This is a genomic window from Paracoccus sp. M683 (assembly GCF_007096355.1).
In the GTDB taxonomy this organism is placed as follows: domain Bacteria; phylum Pseudomonadota; class Alphaproteobacteria; order Rhodobacterales; family Rhodobacteraceae; genus Paracoccus.
In genome coordinates this window covers 49,166-66,097 of record NZ_VKDF01000014.1, presented here as the reverse complement: position 1 = coordinate 66,097, position 16,932 = coordinate 49,166, and the positions used below count along the sequence as shown (strand labels likewise).

Here is a 16,932-nt window from a genome sequence, read left to right as displayed (position 1 = left end):
GCCCGCCCCGAGAAGATCAGGCGACTTTACGCGGAAGATCGGCCGGCGCCTGCCTTGGGCATTGACGGCCGTCTTGCTGGGCAAGTGGGCGGGGAGTGCGACACATCAGAAATGATCCTGAAATCAGGCGATTAAAGCCACTTCTTCCAGCGCAGTATCAGATAGGTTCCAACCGCTGATGCCGCCATCATCACCAGCGCCATGCCATAGCCCCAGGACTTTGCCAGTTCCGGCATGACCTGAAAATTCATGCCATAGACGCTGGCAATCAACGTCGGCGGCAGGAACAGGGCCGAGATGACCGACAGCACGCGCACGGTCTTGTTCTGTTGCAGGTTGATCATGCCCAGCGTCGTATCGACCGACAGGCTGACCCGCGAGGACAGGAAATCGGCGTGAACCTCCAGCGCCTGAACATCACGGATCTGGCCCCGCAGCACCGGGCGCAGCTTGTTGCGGTCGGGGCGATCGTCGATGGCAGCGGTATAGAAGGCCAGGATACGCTCGATCGTCAGCAGGCCCAGACGAACCCGCGCCATCAGCTCGGCCTCGCGTCCGACCTTGGACAGCGACAGTTGCAGATCCGACGCCGCGCTATCGGCACCGCTGTCAAAGACCCGCAAGACCGTATCATCCAGCACCCTGCCCGAGCCTTCGAGAATATCGGCCATGCGGGCGATGATTTCCTCGATCAGGCCAAGAAACACGCGCTCGGCGGTGCGGCATCCCGTGGTCGAGCGATCGGCCCGTTCGGGAAAGGTGACAAAGGGACGCGGGGTATGATGTCGCACCGTGATCAGCCGGCCCGGCGACATCAGAAAGGTGACCGGCATGGCGACGCGGGTGCCATCGGGCATCTCGCCCGGCAGAACGGCGGTCATGTAGGCGGTGTCGCCCTCGCGATACAGGCGGTTCGAGATCTCGATCTCTTCCATATCGGCCAGTGTCGGCACATCGACCCCCAGCCCGTTGACGGCCGCGATCTGCGCTGCCGTGGGCGACCAGAGGTCGATCCAGACGGCATCGGCCAGCGGATCGGCCTCTGGCAAAAGTGCCAGCTTGTCGCCCTTGGCCACGAAAGCCCGCATCATGGCTGCGACGCCCGCAGAAAGACCGCAAGATCGGCCACATTCGTGCCGGTCGGTCCGGTGGTCACCAATGCGCGCCCCGCACGCAGAGCGCGGGTGGAATCATTGCGCGACAGGGCGTCGTCGGGGTCGATCCCGGCCTTGCGCATCAGGGCCAGCGTGCCGGGGCCGACCAGCCCGCCGGCCGCCTGCCCCGGACCATCGCGCCCATCGCTGCCGACGCTGGCAAAGACCCAGTCATCGCCCAGGTCGCCCAACCCCTCGGCCAGGCGCGCAAAGCGCAGCGCCAGTTCCTGATTGCGCCCGCCCAGCCCCTTGCCGGTCAAAGTGACGGTGGTTTCGCCGCCGAAAACCATCGCCCCACCCTGCGGCAGGTCGCGCACGGTGGCCAGCAGGGCCGCCGCGCAATCGCCGACATCGCCAGACAGCCCGATCGGCCCGGCCACCGCGCCAGCCGCAGCCATGGCAGCGACGCTGTGCCCGTTCGAGCCGATCAGCAGATTCTGCGCCTTTGGCACAGGTGGGCGGTCATCGGGGCGGATCAGCGCCTCTTGCACGGCCTCGGGCAGGTCGTCCCAGATACCCAGGTCGCGGGCCTTGGCCTCGGCATCGGCCACGCTGCCGATGGGCGCAACGGTCGGCCCCGAGGCGATCACCCGCAGATCATCACCCGGCACGTCGGACAAAATCAGCGCCGTGACCGGGGCGCGGCTGGCGCGCAGCCAGCCCCCGCCCTTCAGCCGCGACAGGGCCTGACGGATCAGGTTCGTCGCGGTGATGTCGGCGCCCGAGGCCAGCAGCAGCTTGTTCACCGCCTGCTTGTCCTTCAGCGTCAACCCGGTGATCGGCGCCGGCAGCATGGCCGAGCCGCCCCCCGAGATCAGCGCCAGAATCCGATCCTCGGGCGCGGCTGCGGCCAGAATCGCCTCGACCTCGCGCGCGGCTTCTTCGCCGGCGGCATCGGGAACGGGGTGTCCGGCGGTCAGGATCCGCGCGCCCGCAAGCGGCGCGTCATTGCCGGCATTGGTCACGATCAGCGCCGAGGTGCCACCCGGCAGCCCGGCCAGCGCCGCAACTGTCATCGCACGCGCGGCCTTGCCAAGGGCGACGACATGCCACCGCCCGCCCGGCGCAGGTGCATCGGCCAAGGCCCGATCCAGCGCGCGGGCGACGCAATCCGCCGGGTCGGCGGCCTGAATGCCTGCGCGGATCAGGGTCATCGCGCGTTCGCCAAGTTCTGTCATGGCCACACATGACCCTGATTTCGCGCAAAAGAAAAGACGCTGTTGCAGCTTTCAGGCCCAAGACAGGCAGCCCCGTTCCTCAGCCGTGCCGCACAGGACACGGCAAACCCCGATCAGGCAACCCGCTGCCCATTGCCCTGCCCTGGACAGCCACGGCGCCATAGCATCATCGCAACAAAAAAGGGGCCGCGTGGCCCCTTTTCACGATCATCGCCTTAATCAGGCACGCGGTCACAGCTTGTCGGCGTCGCGCGCGAACTCGTTGATCTTCTCGTCGGCCTCTTCCTTGGTCCAGCCGTATTTTTCCTGCAACTTGCCCGCCAGCTGATCCTTGTTGCCGGCGATCTGATCATATTCGTCATCGGTCAGCTCGCCCCATTTTTCGCGGGCGGCACCCTTCATCTGCTTCCACTTGCCCTGAATGATATCCCAGTTCATCGCTTGCTCCTTTCAGGTCGCGCGTCGGTTACGGATGCCCAACGCGCGGCCAAGGGGTCTGCGTTCCCCCGGTAAGCTTTTATCAATTCAACAGGTCACGCGGCGCACGCCCCTCGGCAAGGTCGATCAGATTGTCCAGCGCGCGCAGGCCCATCGCTGTGCGGACCTCTTCCGCGGCGGTGCCCAGATGCGGCAGCAGGGTCACGTTCCACAGCGCACGCAATGCCTGCGGCACATGCGGTTCCTGTTCATAGACATCCAGCCCGGCCCCGGCGATGGCGCCCGTTTCAAGCGCCGTGATCAATGCGGCCTCGTCGATGACATCCCCGCGCGAAATGTTGATCAGATGCCCCTTGGGTCCAAGCGCGGCCAGTTCCGCCCCACCGATCAGATGCCGCGTGCCGGCACCGCCCGGCACCGCCACAACCGCGAAATCGGCGGCGGACAGCGTCGTATGCAGGTCGGGCATCTGCTGGGCCGGAATGTCCAGCGCGGACACCTCGGACCGGTTGTGAAACACCACGCGCATCCCGAAACCCAGGTTACAGCGCGCGGCAATGGCCTTGCCGATGCGCCCCATGCCGATGATGCCCACCGTCTTGCCACTGACATGGCTGCCCAGAAGCTGCGTCGGATACCAGCCGTCCCATTGTCCACTGCGGACCAGATGTTCGCCCTCACTCGCGCGACGCGCGCTCATCAGCAGCAGGGTCATGGCCAGATCGGCGGTGGCATCGGTCACCGCGCCCGGTGTGTTGCTGACCGCGACCCCGGCCGCGCGGGCGGCCTGAATGTCGATATGGTTGAAGCCAACGCCGAAATTCGCCAGCAGCTTGCAGCGCAGATCACCGGGCACCGCGCCGGCGAAGGCCTCGGTCGTGAAACTGTCGCGCAGCGTGGGCAGGATCAGGTCAAAATCCAGCATCGCCTGCCGCGCCTCGGTCGGGGTCAGCGGCTGGTCGGGCAGATAGGTCGCGTCGAACCGGGCCGAGATCGCCTCGGTCGCCGCGGCGGTCATCGGGCGTGTCACCAGCAGTTTCATCAGAACATCCTTCCGGCATTGGGCACCGGATGGTCAGGGCCGATCAGCACCACCTCGCCATCGCGGTCGGGCAGGCCCAGCACCAGCACCTCGGACATGAAGGGACCGATCTGGCGAGGCGCGAAGTTGATCACGCAAAGCACCTGCTTGCCGACCAGTTCCGCCGGGTCGTAATGCCGGGTGATCTGGGCCGAGGACTTGCGTTCGCCCAATTCGCCCAGATCAAGCCACAGCTTGATGGCGGGCTTGCGCGCCTCGGGGAAGGGTTCGGCCCGGATGACCGTGCCGACGCGAATGTCGACCTTCTGGAAATCGTCATAGGATATGGTCATTTCTGCGCCCCCAATTCGCGCCCGCGTTCGGTTGCCGCCCGCACCGTCCGCGCCATCAACGGGCGCAGGCCGGTGGCGGCGTCCATCAGCACCCGCAGCCCCGCAGCCGTGGTGCCACCGGGCGAGGTCACATTCTCGCGCAGGATGGCGGGATCCTCGTCCGCATCGACGGCCAGCAAGCCGGCGCCGGCGACGGTCACCCGCGCCAGTTCCAGCGACAGATCGGCGGGCAGACCCACTTCCTGTCCGGCCAGGGCCATCGCCTCGATCATGTGGAACACATAGGCCGGGCCGCTGCCCGACAGGCCGGTGACGGCATCCATCTGATCCTCGTTCTGCAAGCGAACGACGCGACCCACGGCGCGCATCAGCGTCTCGGCCAGGTCCAGATGGGCCGCGGTCGCCGCGGCATTGCCGATCATCGCGGAAATCCCCTGCCCGATCGCCGCCGGCGTGTTCGGCATGACACGCACGATCGGACTGCCGGGAAAAGCGGCCTGATAGGTGGCAATCGTCGTGCCCGCCGCGACGGAAACCACCAGCGTATCGGTCAGCCGGGGCACTTCGCCCAGGGCGTCGGCCATCATCTGCGGCTTGACTGCCAGCACCAGAACGGCCGGGTTTTCCGGCAGCGGCGCATTCACCCGCAGCCCCTTGTCCTGCCAGTCAGGCGAAAGTTTCGGGTCGATCACCGTGACGGCGCCGGGTTCCAGCCCACGCGCCAGCCAGCCCTTCAGCATCGCGCCGCCCATCCGGCCACAGCCGACAAGCACCAGCCCGCGCTGGTTCAACTGGTTGAAATCGGTCATGCGGCCCCCTTGTCGTTCCGGTGGGGCCAAGCCCCGTCAGGCCCGTCCGTAGGCCTCGGCCATGGCGATGTCCAGCGCCTCGGCCGGGGAACTGTTGCCCCAGGCGGCCAACTGGAACGAGGGATAGAAGCGTTCGCAGCCCATCAGGGCATTGCCGATCATCTGGTCGATCTGTTCGGGCGCCGCTATCGTATCGCCGGCCAGCACCAGACCATAGCGCCAGACCATCAGCTTCTGTTCGTTCCAGAAGGTGAAGCCGCCATCCCAGACCTGATCATTGGCCAGGTTCAGCGTCTCGTACAGTTCGGGCAGCCGTTCGGCGGGCGGGTCCATGTCGAAGGTGCAGATCAGCCGCAGCACTTCCTCGCGCGCAGACCATGCCAGCGTGATCGAGTAGCTGCGCCACTGGCCTTCGACCACCATCGCGATCTGGTCGTCGGCAAGCCGGTCGAAATCCCAGTCGTGATGCGTCGCGACCGATTCGACGATGTCGATCGGGTGAATCTCGTCACTGTGGATATAAAGGTCGGTCTGCGCCATGTCTGTCTCCTGCCCGGTTTCGCCCATCTGTGGAAGCGATTCTCTTGCCGCTATCCGTGGTGGCAGTCACAACACCCGGCGGAAATGCCCGATGCCTATACAATATCCTGTGGCGGAAACGCTCGGCTGTAAAGTAAAAATTCCTTAACCGCTTGCCTCTGACCGGGCGGCTGCCTAGCAGGTGGTCAGGCTGCGGCAAGGGGAAAATCCCGCATGAAACGTGACCATGGCGGCGACATAGACCGGGCGCGGGCGCGCTTTGGCGGCGATGACTGGATCGACCTGTCGACCGGGATCAACCGTCGCCCTTGGCCGGTTTCGGCGCTGCCGGACGAGGTTTGGCGCGCCTTGCCGACCGAATCGGCCCGCGCGCGGCTGATCGGCGTCGCAGCCCGCCTCTTTGGCTGCACCGCCGCGCAGGTTCTGCCTGTGGCCGGCGCATCCGCCGCGATCCAGCTGTTGCCACGGGTGCTGCCGCGCGGCCGGGCGGCGGTAATCGCGCCAAGCTATAACGAACATGCGGCCAGCCTGCGCGAGGCGGGCTGGCAGGTGACCGAGGCGCCGGGGATCGAGGCGATGGACGGCGCCGATCTGGCGGTCGTGGTGAACCCCAACAACCCCGATGGCCGCGAATGGGCGCCCGAGGTTCTGGCGGCGCTGGCCGGGCGCGTGGGCCACCTGATCATCGACGAAAGCTTTGCCGATCCGCGCCCCGACCTGTCACTGGCCGGTGCGATGCCGGAAAATGTGACGATCCAGCGCAGTTTCGGCAAATTCTGGGGGCTGGCGGGGCTGCGGCTTGGCTTTGCGCTTGGCCAGCCGGCGCTGCTGGCGGCCTTGGCGCGCGAGGCAGGGCCTTGGGCGGTCAATGGCCCGGCGCTGGCCATCGGCGCGCAGGCCATGGCGGATGAGGCATGGGCCGATGACGCGATCGTGTATCACAGCGAGGCCACGCTGCGGCTGGACCGGCTGGCGATACAGCGCGGCTGGCAGGTGGCGGGCGGGACGCATCTGTTCCGGCTGTATCAGACAGGCGATGCCGAGGCGGCACAGAACGCGCTGGCCCGCACGCATATCTGGACCCGGCGTTTCCCCTATTCGACCGGCTGGCTGCGGATGGGGATACCGGGCAACCAGGCGGAATGGGACCGGGTGGCGGCCGCGATGCGGGCCTGACGGCGCAGTTCAGCGCAAATCGAGGATCGCGCCCAGATCCAGATGCCGTTCCATATGATCGGCCAATGCGTCCAGCGTGTCATCAACACCGGCCTCGTATCCCGGCTGCGATGCGGTGCCCAAGCGCGCCAGAAAACCCGCACGAAACCGATCATCGGCAAAAAGACCGTGCAGATAGGTGCCCATCACCTGCCCGTCGCGGCTGATCGCGCCATCCGGGCCGGGGATCAGGGCAAAGGGTCGGGCGCAATCGGGGCCTTGGGTGCGGCCCATGTGGATCTCATATCCGGTCAGCGGCTGGCCAAGCGCGGTGCCGCTGACCCGTTCCAGCCGCTTGTCGCCCGCCATCACCGTGGTCACATCCAGCAGGCCCAGCCCCTCGCTGTCGCCGGGCGTGCCGTCAGTGCCAGTCGGATCGGCGATTCGCCGGCCCAGCATCTGATAGCCGCCGCACAGGCCCAGCACATGCCCGCCGCGCCGCAAATGGGCAGCAATATCCACATCCCAGCCCTGCGCGCGCAGAAAATCCAGATCGCCGCGCGTCGATTTGGTGCCGGGAATCACCACCAGATCGGCATCGCCCGGCAGCACCTGCCCCGGCCCCAGCATGCTCAGCCTCACGCCCGGCTCCGCCGCCAGCGGATCAAGATCGTCGAAATTCGCGATCCGCGACAGGGTCAGGCAGACGACATGCAGCCCTTGCCCCTGCGAGGCCCGCAGATCCACCGCGTCCTCGGCCGGCAGGCGCATGGCATCGCGGAACCACGGCAACACGCCGAAACCCGGCCAGCCCGTCCGGTCCTGAATGAAGCGGTAGCCGTCATCGAACAGGCGCGGGTCGCCCCGGAATTTATTGACCAGAAATCCCCGGATCATCGCCGCATCGCCTGCGTCGATCACCGCCTGAGTGCCGACGATCTGTGCGATCACGCCGCCCCGGTCGATATCGCCGGCCAGCACCACCGGCACGCCCGCCGCCCTTGCAAACCCCATATTGGCAATGTCGCGCGGGCGCAGATTGACCTCGGCCGGGCTGCCTGCGCCCTCGACGATCACCAGATCATGCCCCGCGCGCAGCCTGTCGAAGCTGTCCATCACCGCCGACATCAGCCGGGGCTTCAATCCGGCATAATCGCGCGCCTCGGCCCGTGCGATGGCGCGGCCCTGAACCACCACCTGCGCGCCGGTATCGGTTTCGGGCTTCAGCAGAACAGGGTTCATGTCGGTCACCGGCTCCAGCCCGCAGGCGCGCGCCTGCAAGGCCTGCGCGCGGCCGATTTCACCGCCATCCGCCGTGACGGCAGCGTTGTTCGACATGTTCTGCGGCTTGAAGGGTGCCACCCGCAATCCGCGCAGCCGCGCGGCCCGGCACAGCCCCGCCACCAGCAGCGACTTGCCAACATTGGACCCGGTGCCCTGAATCATCACTGCCCGCATGGGATACCCTGCTTGCCATCACCTGCACGGATGACTAGATAGGCGCGTCCGCAAAGGAAAGGCCCGCCCTGTGCAAAACGTCGTGCTGACGATCCATCTGATTCTGGCCCTGTTTCTGACAGGTGCAGTCCTGCTGCAACGTTCCGAAGGCGGTGGCCTTGGCATGGGCGGTGGTGGTGGCGGCGGCGGTGTGATGACCGGGCGCCAGGCTGCCAATATCTTTACCCGCCTGACCTGGATCTTCGGTATCGGGCTGTTCATCACCTCGATCTCGTTGACGGTGATTGCAGCGCGGGAATCCTCGACCGGCTCGATCATCGACCAGCTGGGTGGTTCGTCGCAGACCCAACAGGCCCCGACGACGAACCTTCCGGGCCTGGGCACCTATGCGCCGCCGCCGACGACCAGCGGCCAGCCGGTAACCCCGCCCGCACCCGAGGCGCCCGCATCCGAGGCCCCCACCCAGCAGGCGCCCGCAACACCCGAGGACGCCGCAGCACCCGTGACGCCCCCCGCGGCCGAAACGCCCGCGCCCGCGGCACCTGCCGCCGAAACCCCGGCCGAGCCGGCGCAGCCTGCGACCAACTGAACACACAATATTGGGGGCGATGAAAAATCGCCCCACATCCACTTGCGGTCCGTTGCGGCCACGGGACGAATAGCTTATATCTTGAATCCCGTGATGCTGGTCGCTGGACGGCCCGCTTTTGATTTGAATTGACGACATCACGGGGGCCACATGGCGCGTTACATCTTCATCACCGGCGGCGTGGTTTCATCCCTTGGCAAAGGGCTTGCCTCGGCCGCGCTTGGCGCCCTGTTGCAGGCGCGCGGCTTTACGGTGCGGCTGCGCAAGCTGGACCCCTATCTGAACGTCGATCCGGGCACCATGTCGCCCTTTGAACATGGCGAGGTCTTTGTCACCGATGACGGGGCCGAGACCGATCTGGACCTTGGCCATTACGAACGCTTTACCGGGGTTGCCGCGCGGCGCACCGACAGCGTCAGCAGCGGCCGCATCTATTCCAACGTGCTGGAGAAGGAACGGCGCGGCGAATATCTGGGCAAGACGATTCAGGTCATTCCCCACGTCACCAATGAAATCAAGGACTTCCTGTCCATCGGCGATGACGAGGTTGATTTCATGCTGTGCGAGATCGGCGGCACGGTCGGCGATATCGAGGGCCTGCCCTTCTTTGAGGCCATCCGCCAGTTCATCCACGAACGCCCGCGTGGGCAATGCATCCTGATGCACCTGACCCTGCTGCCCTATCTGAAGGCCTCGGGCGAGCTGAAGACCAAGCCCACACAGCACAGCGTCAAGGAATTGCAATCCATCGGCCTGGCGCCGGATGTGCTGGTCTGCCGGTCCGAACAGCCGATCCCGGAAAAGGAACGCGCCAAGATCGCGCTGTTCTGTAACGTCCGCCCGGATGCGGTGATCCCCGCCTATGACCTGAAGTCGATCTATGAGGCGCCCTTGGCCTATCACAGCGCGGGTCTTGATCAGGCGGTGCTGGACGCATTCGGCATCAGCCCCGCCCCGCGCCCCGACCTGTCGCGTTGGGATGATGTCATGGACCGGCTGCACCATGCCGAGGGCGAGGTCAGGATTGCCGTGGTCGGCAAATACACCCAGCTTGAGGACGCCTATAAATCCATCGCCGAGGCGCTGACCCATGGCGGCATGGCCAACCGCGTCCGCGTCAAGGCCGATTGGGTCGACAGCGAAAAGCTGGAAGGCCACGGCGCGCATCTGCTGGACGGCTATCACGGCATCATCGTCCCCGGCGGCTTTGGCGAGCGCGGCACCGAAGGCATGATCGAGGCCGCCAGATACGCGCGCGAGAAGAAGGTGCCTTATCTGGGTATCTGCCTTGGCATGCAGATGGCGGTGATCGAGGCCGCGCGCAACCTGGCCGACATGCCCGATGCGGGGTCGGAGGAATTCGACCACGAGGCAGGGAAGTCGCGGTTCACTCCGGTCGTCTATCACTTGAAGGAATGGGTGCAGGGCAATTACACCGTGCAGCGCAAGGTCGGCGACGACAAGGGCGGCACGATGCGACTTGGCGCCTATACGGCGGTGCTGGAGCCGGGATCAAAGATTTCCGAGATCTATGGCGGCGCGCTGGAAATGGAAGACCGCCACCGCCACCGTTACGAGGTCGACGCGAAATACCGCGACCAGCTAGAGGCCGCCGGGATGAAATTCTCGGGCATGTCGCCGGACGGCAAGCTGCCCGAGGTGGTGGAATATCCGGGCCACCCGTGGTTCATCGGCGTGCAGTCGCATCCCGAGTTGAAGTCGAAACCGTTCTTGCCGGCGCCGCTGTTTGCGGGGTTTGTGGAGGCGGCGAAGGAAGGGGCAAGGTTGGTGTGATTGCCTTCGGCTAAAGATTGAAGATTAGACTTTCGATCAATTCTGAGCGCGCGCCTGTAGAAAAATACTCGTCAAAGTCTCGGGTGACACCAGCTGCGTCAATGTAGAAAAGCCTCTCAATGCAACCCTTGGCTAAGATCGCGTTGATTGCCTCTACCTGGCGTTGTTGCAGAAGTCGGCGCCAGCGATAGGTACCATAAACACCGCTTCAAAGCACCTCGCTTCGCCCGGTGGGCACCACCGGGCAGCCCCCCGCCCGCCCCAACGGCGGGGGCTTTGCCCCCACATCGGTCGGGGGCCGCTCTCTGCTCTGCTGACCGACCGTGCGGTGAATATCCCAATCACCTTTCCGCCGATCCCCAGCCCTCCCCCTACCCAAACCGCCCTGAACCCGTCACACTCCGCCCATAACCACAAGCGGACCCGACACATGCGCCTTGCCCTCGCCGCCCTCGCCCTGCTGGCGACCCCTGCCCTCGCCGATGCGCCGCTGATCGTCATCCAGCAGTCGCAGATCCCCTTTGACCTTGGGCCGGGTCATCCGGCGAACAAAACCTCGCGCATGTCGAACTCGCCCAATGCCGCCTGGAACAGCGGGGCCAACAGCGCCAATTCAAGCTCGGCCTTTGAAAACCGCCCCTCGAACCCGGCCAATTCGGAACGGCTGATCATCACCGGCGATGGCAGTGTGCTGGGCTATTACGCGACGAATGCGGGGGGTGTGCTGAACCTGTTCGACGTGAACGGCCGGCGCATCGCCTATCGTCCGGCGCGCGGCACCAAAAGCCTGTTCAGCACGAACGGCGAATGGTGCGGCACGGTCGATCCGGTGCGCGGCGGCGGATTTGTCCTGGGGGTTACGCGGTCTTGCGCAGCGCGCTTCAACCGCTGACAGCGCAAATGCCGCCGCGCACAACCCATATGTGCAAATGACATGACCCATGGAAGCCGTTGACGCTGTAAAACTGTCACGAACTGCGGTTACATCGCGTCACATCACGAAGAAGGACAGGCGCGATGAAGGACGAACCGAAAGACTGGCTGGAAGCCGAGTTGCAGGACACGCTGGACGAGGATTACGAGATCGAGCTGGAAGACGCGATCCTGTCGACCGAGATCAAGCGGATCTATCGCGAGAACCATCCAGAACAGATGGATCGCAAGCTGTATTTCCAGGAATTGCTGCGCCTGCAATCCGAACTGATCAAGTTGCAGGACTGGTGCAGCTATTACGGCGAAAAGATCGTGGTGCTGTTCGAGGGCCGCGATTCCGCCGGCAAGGGCGGTGCGATCAAGCGGATCACACAGCGGCTGAACCCTCGGGTTGCGCGGGTGGTGGCGCTTCCGGCGCCCTCGGACCGGGAAAAGACGCAATGGTATTTCCAGCGCTATGTGCCGCATCTGCCGGCGGGGGGCGAAATCGTGCTGTTCGACCGCAGCTGGTACAACCGCGCGGGCGTCGAGCGGGTGATGGGCTTCGCCAACGAGGATCAGGTGGAACAGTTCTTCCAGGATGTTCCCGAATTTGAACGTATGCTGGTACGGTCTGGGATCAGGCTTGTGAAATACTGGTTCTCGGTCACCGATGAGGAACAGCAGATGCGATTCCTCATCCGCGTCCACGACCCGCTGAAACAGTGGAAGCTGTCGCCGATGGACCTGCAATCCCGCGTCCGGTGGGAAAGCTATACCAAGGCCAAGGAAGATATGTTCGAACGCACCAACATCCCCGAGGCGCCCTGGTATATCGTGCCCGGCAATGACAAGAAACGCGCCCGCCTGAACTGCATGAGCCACCTTCTGGGCCTGATGCCCTATACCGACGTGCCTCACGAAAACATCGAGCTGCCGAATCGGGTTTTCAATCCCGACTACGAACGCGATGTCTTGCCGCGCGAGCTGTATGTTCCGCAGCGCTATTGATGGTGCCGAGGCGGGGGAATAGGCTGACCAGATGCTTGATTTTCATATCTATGACGTCTTTACCGACCGGCCGTTTACCGGAAACCCGCTGGCCATCGTGACCGGGGCCGACGGGCTGAGCACCGCGCAGATGCAGACCATCGCGCGGCAGTTCAACCTGTCCGAGACGATCTTTGTCATGGCCCCGCGCGACCCGGCCCACACCGCGCAGGTGCGGATCTTCTTTCCAACGGCCGAGATCCCCTTTGCCGGGCATCCGACCATCGGCTGCGCGCTGCACCTGGCCGCCACCCACGGCAACCGCATCACGCTGGAGGAACAGGCCGGTCTGGTCCCGGTCGAGATCACGGATGGGCTGGCCGAGTTCACGGCCCCGAAGCTGCCGGTGCCGCATGCCGGTCAGGCAGACCCGGTGCTGATCGCCTCGGCGCTGGACCTGCCCGCCGACGCCATCGGCTTTGGCGCCCATCGGCCCGGCATCTGGCAGGGTGGCCCGGCCTTTCTTTATGTGCCGGTGCCCCGGCTGGCCGATCTGGCCCGCGCCCGCCCGATCGAACCCCACTGGTCGCGGCTCATGGCGGTGGCCAATGTGGACAGCGCCTATCTGTATACGCCGGATGATGGCGGGTTCCGCGCCAGGTTGTTTTCGCCCACGGCGGGCATCCCAGAGGACCCGGCAACGGGCTCGGCCAGCGCGATCCTTGCGGCGCAATTGCTGGCTGCGGGTGATCTGCCAGATGGCGAGACGCGGCTGATGCTGCGACAGGGGATCGAAATGGGCAGGCCATCGCAGATCGGTTTTGCTGCGATGGTCGAGAATGCCGCGCTGGTTCAGATCCGAATCAGCGGCCGCGCCGTGAAGGTCGCAGAAGGACGGATCGCCATACCGGAGGACAAGGAATGACCAAGGGTTACTGGATCGCGCATGTCACCGTGGATGATCCCGCCGGGTATGAGGGCTATCGCCAGGCGAATGCGGCGGCCTTTGCGAAATATGGCGGGCGGTTTCTGGTGCGCGGCGGGGCGCAGACCGTGGTTGAAGGACAGGCGCGCCAGCGCAGTGTGGTCATCGAATTTCCCAGCCTCCAGGCCGCGACCGACTGTTTCCACAGTCCCGAATATCAGGCGGCGCTGGCCATTCGCAAACCCGTCAGCAGCGCCGATGTGGTGATCGTCGAAGGGCACAACCCAGAGGTATAACCACTTGTGTTGACGACCGAAAAGGCTATCATTTCGTGATGTTTCGCAACTTGCTGACGCGGCTTTTCGCCGAAGATCCCGAACCAGGCAGAATCGACGCCACCGATGCAGAGGTGGCGCTGGCGGCGCTTTTGGTGCGCGTGGCCCGCGCCGATGACCGTTATCATCAGATCGAGCAGCAGCGAATCGAACAGGTTCTGGCGCGCCGTCGGGGGCTAAGCCCTCAGCAGGCGGCCGAACGTCGCGCCGCTGCCGAAATGATCGAGGCCGAGGCCCCCGATACCGTCCGCTTTACCCGCACGATCAAGGATCGCATCGCGCTGGAGGATCGCTTTGGCGTGATTGCCGCGATGTGGGAGGTCGCCTATTCCGACGAAGATCGCGGCCCGGACGAGGAAACCGTCATCCGCTTGGTTGCCGGGCTGCTGGGCATCAACGACCGTGATTCGGCGCTGGCCCGGCAGCAGGTCTTGGAAAACATGGGCCTGACCAGCAAGGACTGAAAAAGGCGCGGCCGGTCAGGCCACGCCCTCGGCCACCAGCCGGGCCGCGATTCGCGCATAGGCTTCGGCCACCGGACCGTCGTCCAGGGCCACAGGCCGCCCCGCATCGCCGGCAAGCCGCACATCCAGCCGCAAGGGAATCTCGCCCAGGAAGGGCAGATTCAGGGCCGCCGCCTCGGCCGTCACGCCGCCATGGCCGAAAAGATGTTCTTCATGGCCGCAATTCGGGCAGATATAGGTCGACATGTTCTCGATCAGCCCCAGAACCGGGGTTTTCAGCTTGTCGAACATGTCGATGGCGCGGCGCGCATCCAGCAGGGCGACATCCTGGGGGGTCGAGACGATCAGCGCGCCGGTCACCGCCGCCTTCTGGCACAGTGACAATTGCACATCGCCCGTGCCCGGCGGCAGGTCGATCAGCAGCACGTCCAACTCGCCCCAGTTCACCTGACCCAGCAATTGCTGCATCGCGCCCATCAGCATCGGCCCGCGCCAGACCACGGCCTCGCCTTCCTTCAGCATCAGGCCGATCGACATGACGGTGACGCCATGGGCGTGCAGCGGCTCGATCCGCTGGCCATCCGGGCTGGCAGGGCGACCCGAGACCCCCATCATCCGCGGCTGGCTAGGGCCATAGATATCGGCATCCAGCAGGCCGACACGCCGCCCCTGACGGGCCAGCGCAACCGCCAGATTCGAGGTGACCGTGGATTTGCCGACACCGCCCTTTCCCGAACCGATGGCAATGATCCGCGCCACGCCGGGAATCGGCTGCGGACCGGCCTGCGGCTGCGGATGGCGGCCCAACTTGATCGGGGGCGGCTGATCCGCGGCGCGCGCCTGCGCCGTCAGCACGATGGATACCTGCGTCACACCGGGCAGGGCCAGCAGCCGGCGCCGCGCCTCGTCCTCGATGGGGCCAAAGGCGCGGGCCTGATCAGCGTCACGCAGCTCCAGCACGAATCGAACCGTGCCACCGTCAATGCCGAATGCGCGGATCAGATCTGCCTGACCAAGCGTTCCGCCACCCGGAATCTGGATCCCCTCGATTGACGCAAGGGCAACTTCACGGTCGATGCTCATCTCTTAACCTCATTGTCGAATTCTGGCTAAAATGATGGAACCGTATCGCGAGGGCAACAACCGCGTCCAAATGTCGCGCAAACGGGCCAACAGACCCTGCGTCACATCACGGTTTTGCGTCAGAAATGTGGACGCTAACGGCCATACCAGCGAAAATTTGAACGTATTTTCAGCAACTCACGACAATTTAGGTCAGTGCCAGTTATGCAATTACTGCATGGCAGAAATCCGCATCCAGCCATTGTGCAATCGCAGCATTGGGGCCATCTTGTTCTCAACGAAACGCCGGATCATCCGGATCTGGCGAAGACGAGATGAGCAGACGCAAGGAATACGAACATGGCTGCACTTGATCATATCCACGGCAGCGACCGCAAAGAGGCCGGCATCCGCGCCAAGCTGAGCGCCTTTGTCGCCGGCATCCAGGACGCCCGTGCCCGCAACGCCGTTTACCGGCAAACGATCCGCGAACTGAACGCGCTGACCGCACGCGACCTGGACGATCTGGGCATTCACCGCTCGATGATCACCCGCATCGCCCGCGAAGCTGCCTACGGCACCGCGAAGTAAGAAGGTTTCGAATCCCTGGCCCCCTCCTCCTCCCTGGGGCAAGGGTTCAGGCGGCATCCTCCCTCCTCCTCCCTAGAGGATGCCGCCAACAGATTGCAGGATCGCCCGTCCTCCTCCCTAGGGTGATCCTGCCACAGCGGCGGCCCGTCTCCTCCTCCCAGGGCCGCCGCTGACAGAATACGGGGGCACGCTGTCACTCCTCCTCCCTTGACAGTGCCTTCGTCCGCGGTGACCGCCCCTCCTCCTCCCTGGGCATCACCGCACCCCATACGCGGCCCCTCCTCCTCCCTGGGCCAGCGTTGTCGCGGCGGCGCCCCTCCTCCTCCCTGGGCGCCGCCGCTTTTCTTTTGTTCACGCGCACGTTATGGGCGGAATATGCTTAGCTATCAGCACGCATATCACGCCGGGAATCTGGCAGATTTTCACAAGCATGCGCTGCTTGCGGTGGCGCTGGACTATCTGATGCGCAAGGATAAGCCGCTCAGCTATCTTGAAACCCATGCCGGGCGCGGCTTGTACAGGCTGGACAGCGCCGAGTCGCAAAAGACCGGCGAGGCTCAGGCCGGTATCCGCCGGGCCGAGGCCGAAAGCTGGCTACAGGCCGGCCATCCCTATCTGTCCGCACTGGCTGCGGTGCGCGCGGCCCATGGACGGACCGCCTATCCCGGATCGCCGCTGGTGGCGCATTACTTCCTGCGCAAGAAAGACAGCGTGCATCTGGCCGAGCTGCATCCGGCCGAACATGCCGCCCTGTCCTGGGTGGCGGGTTTTGCGACGATCCATCGCCGCGACGGTTTCGCCATGGCGCAGTCGCTGTGCCCGCCGACGCCGCGCCGGGGTCTGATGCTGATTGATCCCAGCTATGAGGTGAAGTCGGAATATGACGATATCCCCCGTCATATCAGCCAGATCGTCCGCAAATGGAATGTCGGCACGATCGCGCTGTGGTATCCGATCCTGACCGACGAGCGCCACCTGCCGATGTTGAAGCGGCTGCGCAGCGATCATCGCGATGCGCTGGTCTCCGAGATCCGCTTTCCACCGATCCGCCCGGATCACAACATGGTCGGATCAGGCATGTTCTGGATCAACCCGCCCTGGGGCCTGGACCGGGAAGCCGCGCGGCTGGAAGAGGCCGTGGCCAAGGCGATGAGCAAGTAACAG

19 protein-coding genes are annotated in these 16,932 nt (G+C 64.9%); 10 read left to right on the top strand and 9 right to left on the bottom strand.

Annotated features, from left to right (window positions below; all coding sequences use genetic code 11):
• Positions 1-131: 131 nt before the first annotated feature.
• The 7 genes from FNJ84_RS18425 to FNJ84_RS18395 all read right to left on the bottom strand — a co-directional run bounded on the left by FNJ84_RS18425 (position 132) and on the right by FNJ84_RS18395 (position 5,493).
• Positions 132-1,091: a magnesium transporter CorA family protein gene (locus FNJ84_RS18425; protein WP_143794738.1), complete on the bottom strand. Its 960-nt coding sequence runs from the start codon at positions 1,089-1,091 to the stop codon at positions 132-134.
• A complete protein-coding gene (locus tag FNJ84_RS18420) occupies positions 1,088-2,332 on the bottom strand; it encodes a glycerate kinase (protein WP_143794737.1) in 1,245 nt (414 codons plus the stop codon). Before FNJ84_RS18420 ends, FNJ84_RS18425 begins: the two co-directional genes overlap by 4 nt.
• A gap of 231 nt (positions 2,333-2,563) precedes the next feature.
• Positions 2,564-2,770 carry a CsbD family protein gene (locus tag FNJ84_RS18415; RefSeq protein ID WP_143794736.1) on the bottom strand — a complete coding sequence of 69 codons (207 nt, stop codon included), beginning with the start codon at positions 2,768-2,770 and terminating at the stop codon, positions 2,564-2,566.
• A gap of 82 nt (positions 2,771-2,852) precedes the next feature.
• The gene (locus FNJ84_RS18410; protein WP_143794735.1) at positions 2,853-3,812 is read right to left on the bottom strand and encodes a D-glycerate dehydrogenase; all 960 of its coding nucleotides are present in this window, start codon (positions 3,810-3,812) and stop codon (positions 2,853-2,855) included.
• Positions 3,812-4,144 carry a tRNA-binding protein gene (locus tag FNJ84_RS18405; protein WP_143794734.1) on the bottom strand — a complete coding sequence of 111 codons (333 nt, stop codon included), beginning with the start codon at positions 4,142-4,144 and terminating at the stop codon, positions 3,812-3,814. Before FNJ84_RS18405 ends, FNJ84_RS18410 begins: the two co-directional genes overlap by 1 nt.
• Positions 4,141-4,953 (bottom strand): pyrroline-5-carboxylate reductase, encoded by an 813-nt coding sequence (gene proC, locus FNJ84_RS18400; protein WP_143794733.1) that lies wholly within the window; start codon positions 4,951-4,953, stop codon positions 4,141-4,143. The genes FNJ84_RS18405 and proC overlap by 4 nt, the downstream gene beginning before the upstream one ends.
• 36 nt (positions 4,954-4,989) lie before the next feature.
• Positions 4,990-5,493 (bottom strand): YbjN domain-containing protein, encoded by a 504-nt coding sequence (locus FNJ84_RS18395; RefSeq protein WP_143794732.1) that lies wholly within the window; start codon positions 5,491-5,493, stop codon positions 4,990-4,992.
• A gap of 213 nt (positions 5,494-5,706) precedes the next feature.
• Here FNJ84_RS18395 and cobD point away from each other — a divergent pair, with 213 nt between their 5' ends.
• Positions 5,707-6,669 carry a threonine-phosphate decarboxylase CobD gene (gene cobD / locus FNJ84_RS18390; protein WP_143794731.1) on the top strand — a complete coding sequence of 321 codons (963 nt, stop codon included), beginning with the start codon at positions 5,707-5,709 and terminating at the stop codon, positions 6,667-6,669.
• Positions 6,670-6,678: 9 nt separating this feature from the next.
• On the opposite strand, the gene FNJ84_RS18385 is transcribed toward cobD, so the two are convergent.
• The gene (locus tag FNJ84_RS18385; RefSeq protein ID WP_143794730.1) at positions 6,679-8,106 is read right to left on the bottom strand and encodes a cobyric acid synthase; all 1,428 of its coding nucleotides are present in this window, start codon (positions 8,104-8,106) and stop codon (positions 6,679-6,681) included.
• Positions 8,107-8,176: 70 nt separating this feature from the next.
• On the opposite strand from FNJ84_RS18385, the gene secG reads away from it, so the two are divergent.
• From secG to FNJ84_RS18350, 7 genes are all read left to right on the top strand, one after another.
• Positions 8,177-8,695 (top strand): preprotein translocase subunit SecG, encoded by a 519-nt coding sequence (gene secG, locus FNJ84_RS18380; protein ID WP_143794729.1) that lies wholly within the window; start codon positions 8,177-8,179, stop codon positions 8,693-8,695.
• 150 nt (positions 8,696-8,845) lie between these two features.
• The gene (locus FNJ84_RS18375) at positions 8,846-10,489 is read left to right on the top strand and encodes a CTP synthase (RefSeq protein ID WP_143794728.1); all 1,644 of its coding nucleotides are present in this window, start codon (positions 8,846-8,848) and stop codon (positions 10,487-10,489) included.
• 430 nt (positions 10,490-10,919) lie between these two features.
• Positions 10,920-11,381 carry a hypothetical protein gene (locus tag FNJ84_RS18370; protein WP_143794727.1) on the top strand — a complete coding sequence of 154 codons (462 nt, stop codon included), beginning with the start codon at positions 10,920-10,922 and terminating at the stop codon, positions 11,379-11,381.
• Between the two features lie 125 nt (positions 11,382-11,506).
• Complete coding sequence (gene ppk2 / locus FNJ84_RS18365; protein ID WP_143794726.1) at positions 11,507-12,412, top strand: polyphosphate kinase 2; 906 nt, start codon at positions 11,507-11,509, stop codon at positions 12,410-12,412.
• Positions 12,413-12,443: 31 nt separating this feature from the next.
• Positions 12,444-13,316: a PhzF family phenazine biosynthesis protein gene (locus FNJ84_RS18360; RefSeq protein WP_143794725.1), complete on the top strand. Its 873-nt coding sequence runs from the start codon at positions 12,444-12,446 to the stop codon at positions 13,314-13,316.
• Positions 13,313-13,612, top strand: coding sequence for a DUF1330 domain-containing protein (locus FNJ84_RS18355; RefSeq protein ID WP_143794724.1), 300 nt, complete (start codon positions 13,313-13,315; stop codon positions 13,610-13,612). The genes FNJ84_RS18360 and FNJ84_RS18355 overlap by 4 nt, the downstream gene beginning before the upstream one ends.
• A 38-nt stretch (positions 13,613-13,650) precedes the next feature.
• Positions 13,651-14,115 carry a TerB family tellurite resistance protein gene (locus FNJ84_RS18350; protein ID WP_143794774.1) on the top strand — a complete coding sequence of 155 codons (465 nt, stop codon included), beginning with the start codon at positions 13,651-13,653 and terminating at the stop codon, positions 14,113-14,115.
• 15 nt (positions 14,116-14,130) lie between these two features.
• Here FNJ84_RS18350 and FNJ84_RS18345 read toward each other — a convergent pair whose 3' ends face one another.
• Complete coding sequence (locus FNJ84_RS18345) at positions 14,131-15,198, bottom strand: Mrp/NBP35 family ATP-binding protein (RefSeq protein WP_143794723.1); 1,068 nt, start codon at positions 15,196-15,198, stop codon at positions 14,131-14,133.
• Between the two features lie 339 nt (positions 15,199-15,537).
• On the opposite strand from FNJ84_RS18345, the gene FNJ84_RS18340 reads away from it, so the two are divergent.
• Both FNJ84_RS18340 and FNJ84_RS18335 read left to right on the top strand, forming a co-directional pair.
• Positions 15,538-15,768 carry a DUF1127 domain-containing protein gene (locus FNJ84_RS18340; RefSeq protein ID WP_143794722.1) on the top strand — a complete coding sequence of 77 codons (231 nt, stop codon included), beginning with the start codon at positions 15,538-15,540 and terminating at the stop codon, positions 15,766-15,768.
• A gap of 375 nt (positions 15,769-16,143) precedes the next feature.
• Positions 16,144-16,929, top strand: coding sequence for a 23S rRNA (adenine(2030)-N(6))-methyltransferase RlmJ (locus FNJ84_RS18335; protein ID WP_143794721.1), 786 nt, complete (start codon positions 16,144-16,146; stop codon positions 16,927-16,929).
• The last annotated feature ends 3 nt before the right edge of the window (positions 16,930-16,932 follow it).